The sequence below is a fragment of the Planctomycetota bacterium genome (assembly GCA_035384565.1).
GTDB lineage: Bacteria > Planctomycetota > PUPC01 > DSUN01 > DSUN01 > DAOOIT01.
This window is the reverse complement of sequence record DAOOIT010000034.1, coordinates 15,713-30,262: the sequence shown is the minus strand read 5'-3', so window position 1 is coordinate 30,262 and position 14,550 is coordinate 15,713. Positions and strand designations below refer to the sequence as shown.

General features: G+C 68.7%; 10 protein-coding genes. 7 read left to right on the top strand and 3 right to left on the bottom strand.

Going from position 1 to position 14,550, the window contains the following annotated elements; translation table 11 throughout:
* Window positions 1-124 precede the first annotated feature (124 nt).
* From PLE19_13730 to PLE19_13720, 3 genes are all read left to right on the top strand, one after another.
* The gene (locus PLE19_13730) at window positions 125-610 is read left to right on the top strand and encodes a hypothetical protein (protein ID HPD16008.1); all 486 of its coding nucleotides are present in this window, start codon (window positions 125-127) and stop codon (window positions 608-610) included.
* A 105-nt stretch (window positions 611-715) separates the two neighbouring features.
* Window positions 716-3,043 carry a right-handed parallel beta-helix repeat-containing protein gene (locus tag PLE19_13725; GenBank protein ID HPD16007.1) on the top strand — a complete coding sequence of 776 codons (2,328 nt, stop codon included), beginning with the start codon at window positions 716-718 and terminating at the stop codon, window positions 3,041-3,043.
* 284 nt (window positions 3,044-3,327) lie between these two features.
* Complete coding sequence (locus PLE19_13720) at window positions 3,328-4,098, top strand: PIG-L family deacetylase (GenBank protein HPD16006.1); 771 nt, start codon at window positions 3,328-3,330, stop codon at window positions 4,096-4,098.
* 207 nt (window positions 4,099-4,305) lie between these two features.
* On the opposite strand, the gene PLE19_13715 is transcribed toward PLE19_13720, so the two are convergent.
* From PLE19_13715 to PLE19_13705, 3 genes are all read right to left on the bottom strand, one after another.
* Window positions 4,306-4,947, bottom strand: coding sequence for a hypothetical protein (locus tag PLE19_13715; protein ID HPD16005.1), 642 nt, complete (start codon window positions 4,945-4,947; stop codon window positions 4,306-4,308).
* Window positions 4,948-5,171: 224 nt separating this feature from the next.
* On the bottom strand, window positions 5,172-6,425 hold the full coding sequence (locus tag PLE19_13710) for a leucine-rich repeat domain-containing protein (protein ID HPD16004.1): 1,254 nt from the start codon (window positions 6,423-6,425) through the stop codon (window positions 5,172-5,174).
* Complete coding sequence (locus PLE19_13705; GenBank protein ID HPD16003.1) at window positions 6,418-10,272, bottom strand: hypothetical protein; 3,855 nt, start codon at window positions 10,270-10,272, stop codon at window positions 6,418-6,420. Before PLE19_13705 ends, PLE19_13710 begins: the two co-directional genes overlap by 8 nt.
* Before the next feature lie 352 nt (window positions 10,273-10,624).
* On the opposite strand from PLE19_13705, the gene PLE19_13700 reads away from it, so the two are divergent.
* From PLE19_13700 to PLE19_13685, 4 genes are read left to right on the top strand one after another with little or no spacing between them, the layout of a single operon-like run.
* Window positions 10,625-11,920 carry an adenylosuccinate synthase gene (locus tag PLE19_13700; GenBank protein HPD16002.1) on the top strand — a complete coding sequence of 432 codons (1,296 nt, stop codon included), beginning with the start codon at window positions 10,625-10,627 and terminating at the stop codon, window positions 11,918-11,920.
* Between the two features lie 37 nt (window positions 11,921-11,957).
* Complete coding sequence (gene uppS / locus PLE19_13695; GenBank protein HPD16001.1) at window positions 11,958-12,701, top strand: polyprenyl diphosphate synthase; 744 nt, start codon at window positions 11,958-11,960, stop codon at window positions 12,699-12,701.
* A 3-nt stretch (window positions 12,702-12,704) separates the two neighbouring features.
* The gene (locus tag PLE19_13690; GenBank protein HPD16000.1) at window positions 12,705-13,559 is read left to right on the top strand and encodes a phosphatidate cytidylyltransferase; all 855 of its coding nucleotides are present in this window, start codon (window positions 12,705-12,707) and stop codon (window positions 13,557-13,559) included.
* A gap of 25 nt (window positions 13,560-13,584) precedes the next feature.
* The gene (locus tag PLE19_13685; protein ID HPD15999.1) at window positions 13,585-14,547 is read left to right on the top strand and encodes a PhoH family protein; all 963 of its coding nucleotides are present in this window, start codon (window positions 13,585-13,587) and stop codon (window positions 14,545-14,547) included.
* Window positions 14,548-14,550 lie beyond the last annotated feature (3 nt).

The window sequence follows — 14,550 nt, the reverse complement described above, 5'->3', positions numbered from 1 at the left end:
CACGGGGGCGGCGGAATGCAACCGCGTGTCGGCGGGAAGCGCCCCTGGCGGTTGAAAAGGCCGGCGGTGCGCTCTATGATGATGCAGGGTGGCACGACCGCCGGACAGAGCGTGAGGGCGAACCGTGAAGACCGTGGTGTCGGTGGATTCGGACCGCCTCTGCTACACGCGGGGCGGGGGGTTCCTCACCTTCGTCGGCGCGCCGCTTCTCGCGCTCGGCGCGCTCTTCCTATCCGTGCCCCTGGGCAGCGGCGAGCCGCTGGGCGCGTCGGGCTTGGTCATGCTTGTCAACGGCTCGTTCCTCGCCCTCGCCGGCGCGGCCCTGGCCTTCGGGCGGCGCCGCACTGTGGTGGACAAGGCGCGCAACCTCGTCACCCAGTCGTGGGAGCTCTTCGCCCCCTGGCGCAGCACGTGGAAGCCGCTCTCCGAGTATCGCCGTGTGACGATTGACACGCGACGGCCCAACACGGGCACGCACCGTTTCACCCTCTACGCCCTGTCCCTCGCCGACCGCGAGGGCAGAGAGACCATTGTGCTCTACACCCCCAGCGAGGAGCTGGTGCAGGGGCACGCAAGGCAACTCTCGGAGTTCCTCGGATTGCCCGTGTGAGGGCGCCCGAGCCAATGGCCCAGTTCGTAGTGCTGGCCTCAGCCCGTGCCCAGCGGGTGCGGCCTGAAGGCCGCACTACAAACGATGCGTCCTGAGGAGACCGCGATGAAGCTCATGCTGCTTGCTCTCCTTGTCGTGCTGGCCTGTCGGGCCGATGCCCGCGGCGCCGAGTTCACGGTGACGCCTGGCTCCGACCTGGCGAAGGCCCGCGACGCCGTCCGCAAGCTCGTCGCCGAGGGGCTGAAGGCCCACGTCACCGTGCTCCTCAAAGGCGGAACCTACGAGTTGCCCGAAACGCTCGCCTTCGGGCCGGAGGACTCCGGCACGGAGCAGTTCTCGATCACCTACGCCGCCGTGCCGGGCGAGAGGGTTATCGTCAGCGGCTGCCGCCGCATCGCGGGCTGGAAGAAGGGCGAGGGCGAGACGTGGACAGCCGAAGTGGCTGGCGTGAAGGACGGCAAGTGGTACTTCCACCAGCTCTGGGTGAACGGCCGGCGGGCCATTCGCGCCCGCACGCCCAACGCCGACGCCGCGCAGCCCTGCTGGCAGCTCAAGGGCGCGAGCCTGGCCAAGGAACTCAAGTCGCACACTTACACCTTCGGCGCCGGCCAGCTCAAGGAGTGGAAGAACCTCACGGACGTCGAGGCGGTGGTCTACGGCAACTGGGAGATCACGCGGAAGCGCTTCGAGAAGGCGGACCCCGCGGCCGGCGTGGCCCAGATGCTCGGCCCGCACGCCCGGCCCCACGACGCCATCGCCGCGGGCGGCGGCCGCTGGTTCTACCTCGAGAACGCCGCCGAATTCCTCGACCAGCCCGGCGAATGGTATCTCGACCGCCAGACGGGTGTGCTGACCTACTGGCCCCGGCCGGGCGAGGACCTGACGAAGGCCGAGGTGATCGCGCCCGCGCTCACACGCCTCGTGGAGGTCAAGGGCACCCCCGAAAGGCCCGTCCGCAACCTGCACTTCAGAGGCATCGAGTTCGCCTATGCCGACTGGACTCCTCCCCCCGGCGGCTATCTGGGCATCCAGGCCTGTCACTTCACCGCCGGCACGGGCTGGGACAAGGCGGAGTGGGCCCGCATCCCTGCCGCCCTGCGCTTCGACCACGCCGAGGCGTGCAGCGTCACCGACGGCGCCATCGCCCACGTGGGCGGCTGCGGCATCGAATTCGTCACCCGCTGCTCGAAGTGCACGGTCGAGGGTAACCACATCCACGACGTCAGCGGCAACGGTATCATCCTCGGCGGCCCGAAGGCCGAGGCCGACGTGCCGCGCGACTGCCGCGTCGCCAACAACCATGTGCACGGCATCGGCCTCGACTACGCGGGCGCCGTGGGCATCTGGGTCGGTTTCGCCCAGCGGGCCGTCATCGCCCACAACCTCGTCCACGACACGCCCTACACCGGCATCTCGCTCGGCTGGCAGTGGAACCCCCAGCCCACGCCGGCGCGGGAGAACACCATCGAGTGGAACCACGTTCACAACGTCATGAACCGCCTGGGCGACGGCGGCTGCATCTACACCCTGGGTCTCCAGCCCGGCACGCAGATCCGCTTCAACCACCTCCACGACGTCCACCGCAGCCCCCTGTGCCAGGCCGCGCCCAACAACGGCATGTTCATTGACGAGGGCTCGAAGGGCTTCCACTTCGAGCGCAACGTCATCTACCGCACCAGCGCCGAGCCCGTCCGCTTCAACCAGTGCGCTCGCGACTGGCACACCTGGAAGGATAACGTGGAGGGCGACATCGCGGCCCCCGTGCCCGGCAAGGTGGGCCTGGCCCTCGGCTGCGACGGCTCCAGTTCCTTCGTCGAGGCGCCGCACAAGCCCGAACTCGACCCCGAGCAGCTCACGGTCGAGGCGTGGGTCAAGCTCGACGAGTATCCCGGCGGCAACGACCCCCGCCGCTGGATCGTCAACAAGAACCGCAACGAGTGGGAGGAGGGGCACTACGCCCTGATCGTCGAGAGGGACCGCGTGGGCGCCTACCTCAACATCGGCGGCGGGCGGCAGAACCACCTCATGGCCATGAGCGGCGAAGGCGCCCTCAAGCTCGGCGCCTGGCACCACGCCGCCTTCACCTACGACGGCGCCGACCTGAAGGTCTACCTCGATGGCAAACAGGTCGCGGCGGCGGCCATCAACAAGAAGCGCAAGCCCGGCCACGCCGCCCTCGCCATAGGCCGGCGGCAGGACGCTTACAACTACTTCAAGGGCGCGATAGACGAGGTGCGCGTCTACGCCCGCGCCTTGGCTGCCGACGAACTGAAGGCCCACTTCGACACTCCCGGCGTCAAGGACGACAAGGCCCTCGCCGGCGCCTGGACCTTCGACGACCAAGCCAAGCTCAGCGAAGGCGCGAAAGAGGTCATGGACAAGGCTGGCCTGGAACCCGCGTATCGCGAAAGGTTGGGGCAAGCAGCCAAGTAAGCGGCCCGGCCGACAAGGTCGGAGTTGTCGGACGTGTCCGACGAGTCCGACGTGTCCGACGAATCCCGCTCGGCGTGGGAGCGAGCAACGGATGGCCGCGGAGCGGCCGGGGAGGCGTCCCCACGCGGAGCGTAGGGACGAGAAGGACCTATCGGCCGCACGGGGAACACCCCGCGCAGGCAGCGTCCCCGCTGCCGGGCCCCCCACACGGCGATTGACTCATCCCCCGCCGTCTGCTACCGTCGTCTCCCGCAGACCGCCCCCATTCCCAAAGGAGCCGCACGATGAAAGACAACGGACGCATCCTGGCCATCGGCGCCCACCCCGACGACGTGGAGTTCAAGGCCGCCGGCACCCTCTCGCTGCTGCGCAAGAAGGGCTACGAGATCGCCATCGTCACTGTGGCCAACGGCGACTGCGGCTCCACCGAGCACTCCTCCATAGAGATCGCCCGGATCCGCGCCGCCGAGGCCGCCGAGAGCGCCGCGCTCCTCCAGGGGCGCTACATCGGCCTCGGCTGTGGCGACCTCGCCATCTGCTTTGACATGGAAACCCGCCGCAAGGTCACCAACGCCATCCGCGAGGTGGACCCCTTCATCGTGTTCACGCACCCCCACGAGGACTACATGGCGGACCACGAGGTCACCAGCCGCCTGGTCCGCGACGCCTGCTTCGGCGCGCCCATCCCCAACTACGGCGGCTACGGCAACCTGCCCCACACCCACGGCATCCCCTACCTCTACTATTGGGACGCGATGGAAGGCATAGACTACCTTGGCCGCCCCCAGCCCGTACACTTCTACGTGGACGTGACGACCGAGATGGACGTCAAGCGTGCCATGCTCGCCTGTCATCGCAGCCAGCGCGAGTGGCTCCTGCGCCAGCACGGGCTCGACCACTACATCGGCTCGATGGAGCACTGGGGCGCAGAACGGGGCACGGAGGCCGGCTTTGCATACGCCGAGGGCTTCTGCCAGCACCGCGGCCACGCGTATCCGAAGGATAATGCGCTGGAGAAGCTGCTGGGCAGCGAGAAGGTGAGGGCCGCGACCTGATCGCGGCCACGCGCCCCACCCGATGCGCCCCCGAGCCGAGCGAAGTCGAGGAGCCTCTCACGAAAGCGAGCACACGTGAGACGGCGCTCGCTGTAAGCGAAGTGGTTCAGGTAAAGCAGCAGGGCCTGGCGTGCAGCATCGCGCAGCAGGCGCCGGAACGAACAATCAGGATGAGACCCACGGCTGCCTCCAGCCTCCTGCCTCTCTCTATCGGAACTTCCCCGCCAACCGTCGCCCGCGACGAGGCAGTGCTGTTGGGGGGAACGACTCCGTGGACAGCATCCTGTGGCGGCCCTCTGAGTAGGAGCAGTCGAACGCGATGTCCCACTCCATGCCCGTGGCCTCGCGAAGGAACGCGATGAGCGCCCCGACGCACTCGTTGGCGAGGGCCACGCGCTTGTAGGCAATCAGGTCCCTGGGCATGCCCTCGCCACCCAGGCGGATGGCAAACGAGTATTCGATTGCCGTACTCTTCTGGTCGGGTGTGGCGATGGCTTGGGGGCCCAGGACGACCGACACGCAGTATGGGGCGAAGTGCTCGTAGGTTTGCACGCCCGGCGCATCCTGCAACTGGCCACGTATGCGTCGGCTCCACTCGTGGCAGGTGAGGAACAGTATTGCGGTGCAGTACTGCGGCGCACGTGACCTGCGAATGGCCTCCTCAATGGTCGCTCGAGAACACGCAGTGACAGGCGTGGGCTCCCCCTCATCGTCCCATCGGAGCGGGCGGTCGAAGCCCCATACCATCACCTCGGTCGTGCCGAAGTGCTCCAGCGTCTTTGCGAGAAGCCTCTCATCCGGCACCCATCCGACACCGTTCACCGAGTACACACAGAGAGCCGTGAACACCTCAGAACTCCTGCCCTCCAGTCCATGGCGGTCTGGTCAGCGAGGGCTGCACTGGATCCGTATCCCCGCATCAGGGCGGCGTGGAAAGGCCATCCTCTGGATGGCCACAGCGGCATCCCATAGGTGTCGAGCCCAATCTTCCTAGTCGCATCGGCCGGACAGCGCGAAGGATCGGCATGCCAAAGCTCTGCCGCCGCGCGATTGCGCCGTAGGGCGCGGTGCCGTCACGGCTGCCGCAGCCTCTTGAGCTGGGCTTCGAGAGCAGGGTCCACGAAAATGTCGGCCCCCCGCTGCGCGGCGGCGCGAAGGGGCGAGAGGTCTTTGATCCCGTCGCAGCGGACGAGGTCGATCCGCCTGAGGCGCGGCAGGTGCGCGAGATGTCCCAGATCCTTGATCGCCTCGCAGCCATTGAGCGTGAGGCTCTCAAGCGCCCTCAGGCTTGCCAGCGGCGCGATGTCGCGCAAGCCTTCGCAGCCGTACAGGCCGAGGTACTTCAGCCGGGCCATTCGGCCCAGTGGAGAGAGGTCGGTCACCCGTCGGCAGGCCTGCAGTTGCAGGAAAACGAGGTGGGTCAGGTCGCTCAACGGGGTGAGGTCTGCGACCTCGGTGCATTGGTCCAGGTAGAGCGCGCGCAGCTTCGTCAGCTTGGCCAGCGGCCGAAGATCGGTGATCCTGCCGCAATAGCTGAGCCGGAGAAACACAAGATCCTCCATCCCGGCCAACGGCGCGAGGTCGCTGACGGCCGTGCAGCCTGTGAGGAGGAGGCGTTCCATGCGCCGCAGGCCGGCCAGGGGCGTGAGGTCGGTGACCTTCTTGCAGCCCCAGAGGCTGAGCGACCTGAGCTCGGGCATGGCACGCAGAGGCCCCAGGTCGGCGAGTTCCACGCAGCCCGAGAGATCGAGCGACACGAGGCGCGTCAGGGGCACCAGGGGGCGCAGGTCGCAGGGGCGACTCCCGATCCGCACCCGGAGAGCGTGGGCATGGCGCAGCCGGCCCAGCGCCTCGAGTTGGCGATCACTCTCGTCCCGGACGCTGATCGCGATACGGGCCTCGGGCGGCAGGTCCGGCAGTTCCCCAATCGCGTTTCCCGGGACCCAGAGGATGAACCCGCTGGCCCCTCGTTCGAGCGCCTCGCGGAGAGCCTGGGACCCGCCGGGGGCATTGAAGACGACCCCCGCCAGAGCGGGCGGCGCCCCGTCGCAGCTTACGAACACCCGAGGCCCCTCCCGCTCGAAGACCAGGCGGACGCCACGCTCCCAGAAGTAGAACAACGGCGGAGTGTCCCCGACCGAGAACCAGGGGACCCCCATATGGACATCCGGGATGAACATCTCGTCCCCATCGAGGCGCCGGTACCACACCCCTGCATCTCGCTCCGGGGTCCAGAAGGGCTCGCGCTCGCCCTGTGCGTACCGCGGCGGCAGGAAGATTCCGAAGGCGAGCATCGCGAGTGCCCTTCGCGCCGAGTGCTCAGTCATCGTTGATCTCCCAGTGGGCTTCGAGCCACTTCTGTGTGGCCAGGGCCAGAATGCCGGGTCCCATAAGGTCACTGGTGAAGTGGTTCAGGTAACGCAGCAGGGCCTGGCGTGCGGCCTCGCGCAGCAGGCTCCTGCGGGTGGCGTTCGGCTCCGCAGCTAGAGCACGGAGCGCACTGTCGAGCTCCGTCCAGTCGCTCTCATACTCATCCAGGTGGATGACTCTCCAAGCCGTGCTCCCCAGGCCGAGGAGTTCGAGGGCCATGGTGAGGTTCCGAACGCGCGCCAGTGTCCGGAATCCGCCCTCCGCGTGGTCGTACACCTTGCCCGAGCGCGCCAACCGGACCTTCTGGTTGCCGTTCACGGCCCGAAGACGTGCGAGCTGCTCGGGGTCCAGGGCGCCCGAGACCGAGGTCTTGATCTCGTAGACGTGAATCCTCTCGACCGTGAGCAACGTTCCCACCTTGGGCCTGTAGCCCCTCTGTAGACCGATGGCGTCCACCTGCACGTAGGCTTCACGTGGGACCCCCGCCGGCGGAGCCCCCACGCTGAGAAGCCTGCGGGTCCCTCTCTCCACGTACGCGTCCATCAACCACCGAGTCCGGTGCTGAAGTTCACTGGTTAACAGGGCGTGTACCGCCTTGCCAAACTCACCGGGGTCGGCCTCATTCGTGGGAGTCCAGCCGTCGTGCACCATCGCGTCAATCACCTTGTTGAGAGCCTCCTCTAACTCCTTATCGAGGTCCGTCGGCGCAACAGTGTTCACCCGCAGGCGCGGCGGCGCGCTCGGGTTGTACGAGACGCTCGGTTCGACCTGCGCCAGGCGCACCACCTGGCGCCCGGCCACCATCTGGCTGGGCGAGGTCTGGTAGAGGATGTCGCCAGGGGTCCCATGCCACCAGTGGAGCCAGTCGTAGGCGACACACCCTCCGATCCCCTCGCCAAGGTCGCCCCACCGAAGCCCGTGCGCCGGAGTGCCCGTGCCCTCGAGCGCGAACGCGATCGCGTGCAGGTCGCGGTCTACCGATACCTCTGCTGTGCCGCAACCGGCCGCGCAGGCGATGCGAAGCGTGTGGAACTGCCCGTCGAGCAGGCTGCCGTCCTGGCCGATGGCTGGGGGAAACGCAATCTCGCCGCGGACGCCGTTGGCGAAATGCACCAGCCGGTCGGGCCGCACGCCGATGAGCCACTGGTTGACGCCGTCGCCCACGCGGACCGCGAACGCACCGTCCAGCGCCGCAGGGTCATGGGCCACAAGCTGGAAGCGGAGATTGACGACGGTGAGTGCGGCAGCCGGCCACTGTTGCTGCGCATCGGGCAGCTCGACGCAGTACGTTGCCCCGCCACCCGTTGTGTCTACCTCGAGCACGCCGTCGGCCACCGACACCTGCACACCGCCGGTGGCCGTGACATTCCACGGCGCCGGGTCCGCGGCGGCATCGCCCGGGAGCACATGGGCGTTATACTCCCGTTCCGTGATTTCGTCAAGTTGAATGAGGAACGGCTCGTCGGCATCCAGGGGCGCCTGATCGCCTGGCAGTATGCCCAGGAACGGCGGCGTCGCATAGGTCCCGCCCTCGGGCTCCAGGGCGATGTCCTGTCCGTCCAGGCGGACGCGCGTGATCCCCTGGCGCGGGTCGTAAACCTTTATACGATAAGCGGCTACGGCGCCCGGGGCGGCATCCCAGCCATCCTCGGCGGCACCCTGTTGGGGGAAACGGGTGGCCGAGAGAGCCTGGGTCTCCACCGCCTCGCCGGTTTCGGAGGCCAGCAGGACGACCTGGATGCGCGTCGCCGTGATCCGCACGGTGTCCGAGCACGCGGGCGCGTTCGGCTCCTGGCTGCCCAGGGGGTAGAAGGTCACCGTGATCGGCAGGTCGGCGGTCGTCGCGCTCTCGCGCACGGCCTCTACGTAGAGGGTTGGCGCCGAGCAATACCAGTCCGCCCCCAGTTGGGCGGGGCTGTAGCGGACGCCGGGCGCGACGAAATCGCCGCCTTCGGCCACGCCGCGCTTGTCACGGGCGAGGCTGCCATCCTTCTTCCACATGCGCAGGTGGCCTGGGGGAAGGTAGTAGGGCTCGTCCAAGGTGGGCGCCACGCCGGCCGGATCCGACGCCGAGTAGGTGAACTCCACCTCGGCACGGTCGAGGGCCAAGCCACCGGGCAGTTGAAGCACCAGGGGCACGAAGTGCGAGCCTTGGGAGAAGTCGTCGAGGTCGTTGCCCTCGAGCCAGTCGAAGCCGTCGGCGTAGTCAGGGAGGCCATCGCGGTCAGAGTCGCCGTTGCCCACGAGCACCACCTTGCCGGGCCGGGCATCGTCGCCGGTCACATCTTCGATGGCCTCCTCGACCGCACTGTGGTCGGGGCCGGCGAACTGGGAGGCGTTATCGCTGTCCACGTCCAGGTCCACGCCGAAGGGCCTCAGACGCACAGCGTCGGAGCAGATGGGGGGCAACAGGCCGGCCGGGCCTGGAACCCGCAGCGAGGCGAGGATGCGCGCGGGGGGCGGACCGCTGGTGTTTCGCACGCACTCGACATAGAGGGTCACAGTTGTGGCACTTGGGCCGAGGCCCAGGGCGGCCAGGGGAATCGGGACACCGCTGGGCACGAAGTCGCCCGGGGATGTCGCGGCGGCCGCGCTGGCCTTCGAGCGCGGCAGGGCGCCCTCCTTGCGCCAGAGCCGCAGCGTGCCCGGGGCAGGGGCATAGACGCCCGTGGTGGGGTCGAGCGTCACCTGGGCGGGGTCCGAGGCGTCGTAGGTGAACGTGAGCCTGGCATCCTGCTGCATGCCGGGAATGCTCCACAGGGGATGTGGCACCTCGAGGATCAGGGGGATGAACCGCTCGCCGGGCGTCGCGTCATCGGCATTGCCCTGGCTGCCGTCGGCATTGAAGCCATCGGCAAAGTCGGGAATGCCATCGCCGTCGTCGTCGTTATCGTTCACCGCGATGAGCTTCCCGGGCAACTCGGGCCGGTGTGCGGCATCCTCGATCTGGTCCTCGTAATCGGAGCGCGAAGGGAGGCCGTAACCGTTGGTGTTGTCAGAGTCTACGTCGAGGTCAATGCGGGCGCAGGTCACGCGGACCGCGTCGGTGTAGAGGAAGCCTTGGGGACCGTACCAACCATCGGGGTCCACGTAGACGGCGATCTGGGTGTCGGCCAGTTGGGTGCTGGGCACGACGGCCTCGACGGCGAGCGTGACCTCACGCCACCAGGGGCTGATGCCCAGTTGCCAGGGCTCATAGACGTCGGGCGGCACGAAGTGGCCGCCATCCTTGCAGCTCCTGGGGTCCCGCGAGGGGCCGAGGCACGACCACAGGCGCAGGGCTCCCCAGGCGGGGTAGTAGGTGGGCGGGTCCCAGCCTTGGGAGACGCCCCACGAGGATGCGCTGCCCGGGTACGAGGCTGCATAGGAGAGGTAGATGAGAGCCTTCGAGAGGTCCAGCCCCTCGGGCAATTCCAGGATGAGCTGCTCGTATCCCTGGAGGCCCATGTCCGCATCATCGTCATTGCCGTACTGCTCATCCCAGTTGAAGCCATCGGCGAAGTCGGGAATGCCGTCGCCATCATCGTCGCCGTCGTTCACCATCACAAACTTGCCAGGGAAAGCCAGGTTGCCCGCGACGTCCTCGATCTCATCCTCGTAGGCGCTGCGGTCGGGGTACGAGAAGCCAGGGTTGCTGTTATCCGAATCGATGTCGAGGTCTGGCTCCATGGCGGGTGGGGAGGGGGAGGGGGCCGAGCTGTGCGCCGCGAGGAGGAGCAGAAGCGCACAGGCGGCCAGGTTGGCCGCCCATGCCGCGCCGCCGCCGCCGACATGCCCACTGCGCACGGCCAGTCTGCCCCGCATGGCCCGTCTCCTTACGACGATTGGCTCGCCTCCGCGTGGTGGACTGAATGCCGATGGGTATGCATCGCCGTGGGGACCGTGCAAGAGGTGAGGCGAGCGGGTCCGTCAGACCTGAAGGCAGCCCTTCAGGTCCGCCTTCAGATACCCACGCCGCGCTGGCAGCCGAGAACGGCTGCGGCAGCCACGCGACCACACGCACCCGGTCAAGGCCAAGTGCGTGCGGCTCACTACGCCTCTCCGCTCACGGCGCCGTCGGCACGCCCGGTTGCAATAGGGGTGGGTTTCTGGTACGATGTGGCGGTTGTCGGATCCCGTGGCCTCGGTGCGCCTTGAATGGGAGCAAGAACACGACATGCCTTCGCTCTGCGTGGTCGGAATGCAGTGGGGTGACGAGGGAAAGGGCAAGCTGATTGACTACCTGGCGGCCCAGGCCGACGTGGTGGCGCGCTACGCGGGAGGGAGCAATGCGGGCCATACAGTGGTGGTCAACGGCCGGAAAACCGTGCTCCACCTGCTGCCCAGCGGCATCCTCCACGAGAAGTGCCTTTGCGTGATCGGCAACGGCGTGGTAGTGGACCCCGTGGGCCTCCTCGAGGAGATCGCGCTGGTGGAGTCCCACGGTGCCCGGGTGGGCGACAACCTGCTGGTCAGCGACCGCGCCCAGGTGGTGATGCCCTATCACAAACTGCTCGACAAGGCCATCGAAGAGTCGAAGGGCGCCGGCAAGCTGGGCACGACGCTCCGCGGCATCGGTCCCTGCTACGCCGACAAGGCGAGCCGCACCGGGATCCGCATGATCGAGCTGGTGAAGCCGCGAGCCCTCCGGGCGCGGCTCGAGGAGAATCTGCCGCTCGTGAATCGCGTGCTTCAGGCCGTCTACGGCTACCAGCCGCTGTCGCTGGACGCCGTCTACGAGGAGTACGAAGGCTACGGCGAGCGGCTGCGGCCGTTCGTGGGCGACTCGGTGACGCGCCTGCACGAGGCATTCGCCCAGGGGCGCAGGGTGCTCTTCGAGGGCGCGCAGGGCTCGATGCTGGACATTGATTTCGGCACTTACCCGTTCCTCACGTCGTCGAACGCCTCGGCGTGCGGGGTGCCGGCCGGCACGGGGGTGCCCCCGCGTCGGGTGGGCGCCGTGCTGGGCGTCGTGAAGGCCTACACGACCCGCGTAGGCGCCGGGCCGTTCCCCACCGAGTTGCACAACGAGCTGGGGAAACTCCTGCGCGAGAAAGGCGGCGAATTCGGCGCGACCACGGGGCGGCCCCGCCGCTGCGGTTGGCTCGACGCCGTGGCCCTGCGCTACGCCCTGGCAATCAACGGCACCGATTACCTGGCGATCACGAAGCTGGACGTGCTGGACGAGCAGCCGACCGTGAAGATCTGCACGGCCTACAAGCACGGCGGTGCCGTGTACGAGACGTTCCCGAGCGACCTGGACGTGTTGGCGAGCTGCGAGCCCCAGTACGAGGAGCTGCCCGGCTGGGAGAGCGACATCACGGGCGCCACCAGCATCGAGGAACTCCCCGCCGCCACCCTCGCCTACCTGCGCCGCATCGAGGAGGTCCTGGGGGTGCCGGTGGGCGTCGTGTCGGTCGGCAACGAGCGGCGCCAGACCATTCTGGTCGAGAGCGACGGCCTGTTCCGCTGAGCGGCCCGGCCGGCGGGCCGCGGCAAGCGAGGAACGCATGGCAAGGACCACGGCGAGCGCGCCGGACCCCCAGCGATTGCCCCAGCACGTGGCCGTCATCATGGATGGCAACGGGCGTTGGGCCGAGCAGCGCGGGCTGCCGCGCGTCCGGGGGCACGAGGCCGGCGCCGAAAGCGTGCGCGTCGTTACCGAAGAAGCCGTGCGCCTGGGGCTGCGCCAGATCACCCTCTACGTCTTCTCGTCCCAGAACTGGGGCCGTCCCGCCTCCGAGGTGAACGGGCTGATGCGCATGCTGCGCCGCTACCTGGTCGGGGAACGCCGACAGATCATGAAGCACGGCATCCGCCTCGTGGCCATCGGCCGGCGGGCCGGCATCCCGGGCCCCGTTCGGCGCGAGTTGGAGAAGACCGAGCGGCTGTCGGCCGCGAACACGGGGCTCACCGTGTGCCTGGCCCTCAACTATGGCGGGCGGGAGGAGATCGCCGACGCGGCGCGCGCTCTGGCGGCCGACGCCGCGGCCGGCAGGGTCCGGCCGGCGCAGATTGACGAAGCCCTGTTCGGCTCCTACCTCTACACCGCCGGCATGCCCGACCCCGATCTGCTGATCCGCACCGCCGGCGAGATGCGCCTGAGCAACTTCCTGCTCTGGCAGGTCTCGTACGCCGAGTTCTACGTCACCCCGGTGTGCTGGCCCGAGTTCCGCGTCGAGGAGTTCCACAAGGCTCTGAGCGCCTATGCCGCGCGGCGGCGCACCTTCGGGCTCGTCAGGGAGGAGCGATAGCCGATGGTCCGCAAACGGGTGGCGCTGGGGTCGGCCGTGGGCGCGGGCTTTCTCGCGCTGGCCTGGCTCGATTCTGTGCTGGCCGGCGGGCCGATCTTCCACATTTTCATCGGCGCCGTCATGGTCTGCACCCTGCTGGAGGTCTATGCCCTGGCGGAACGCGCGCAGGCCGAGCCGTTGCGGGTGCTGCCGGTGATCCTGCTGGTGGTCTTCGTCACCTGGGACTACGCGGCCGGGCTGGGCGGCGTGTGGCCGTTCGTGTCGCTCGGTGAGCAGGCCGGCCAGTTGGCCGGCTTCTACGCGCCGGTAGGGCTGGCCACAGCCGCCAGCTTCTGGGCGCTGGCCCTCGCGCAACTGCTGGCGCGCGACCCGCGCCGCTGGCTGGCGGGCGTGCCGGCCACGCTGTTCGGGTTCGTCTACGTGTGGTTTGTCGGCGCCCACCTCTTTCCCATCCGGGGCATGGGAATGGGGTACGTGATCACCCTCATCGCCGTGGCGAAACTGGGCGACGCAGGGGCCTATTTCGTCGGCTCGCACTGGGGCCGGCACCGGCTGGCGCCGCGCATCAGCCCGAACAAGACCGTGGAGGGCGCCGTGGGCGGGCTCGCCGCCAGCGTGCTGGCCGCCGTGGCGGCCGCCCTGGTGTTCGGCCTGGAGGGGCGCCTGGGCTTCTGGGCGCTCTTCGGCGGCGTGGTGGGCGCCGCGGCGCAGCTCGGCGACCTGGTCGCCAGCGCCATCAAGCGCTCGGCCGGCGTCAAGGACTCGGGCAACCTGCTCTCGGCCTTCGGCGGCGTGCTCGACGTGGTGGATTCGCCTCTCATGGCCGGCCCGGTGGCCCTCTGGCTCCTGGCGGCCTGAGGCCCCTCGGGCTCCGGAGAATGCCGTGGCCAAGCACCGGATCGAGATCGAGGACCCCCAGGTGGCCCGCACCCTCTACGGCGAGTGCGACGGCCACCTGCGCCTGCTGCGCGACGCCTTCGCGGTCAGCGTGGCCGCGCGCGAGGGCGCCGTGGTGATCGAGGGCGACGAGGCCGGCGTGGCCTCGGCGGCGCGGGCCTTCGACCTCATGCGCCGCCGGGCCGAGGAGGGGCGGCGGCTGCGCCTCTTCGAGGTCGAGGACATCGTGGATGCGGTGTCGCGCGACCCCGGCTTCCGCGACGAGGTGCGCCTCGACGTCCGCGGCGGCGCCTACGTGACCCCGCGCTCGCAGGGCCAGGCCGCCTATCTCGATGCCCTGCGCCACCACGACATCGTGTTCGCCATCGGCCCCGCCGGCACGGGCAAGACCTATCTCGCCGTGGCCATGGCTCTCACCGCCTTGCGCAGCGGGCGGATCAAGAAACTCATCCTCGCGCGCCCGGCCGTGGAAGCCGGGGAGAAGCTGGGCTTCCTGCCCGGCGACCTCGAGGAGAAGGTGAACCCGTACCTGCGCCCGCTCTACGATGCCCTGCACGACATGCTCGACTACGGGCTGGTGCGCAAGTACATGGAGCGCGACGTCATCGAGGTGGTGCCGCTGGCCTTCATGCGCGGGCGCACGCTGAACCACGCCTTCGTGATCCTGGACGAGGCCCAGAACACCACCGTCGGCCAGATGATGATGTTCCTCACGCGCCTCGGCACCCGGTCGCAGGGGGTCATCACCGGCGACGTCACCCAGGTGGACCTGCCGGCCAACGAACTCTCGGGGCTCGTGCACGCCCAGCGGATTCTCTCCGGCATCGAAGGCATCGCGTTCGTGCGGCTCACCAAGGGCGACATCGTGCGGCACCGCCTGGTGCAGGACATCGTGGAAGCCTACGAGCGCGACGCTGCCGAGCGTGGCCGCGGAGGCCCGCCAAGCTGACCC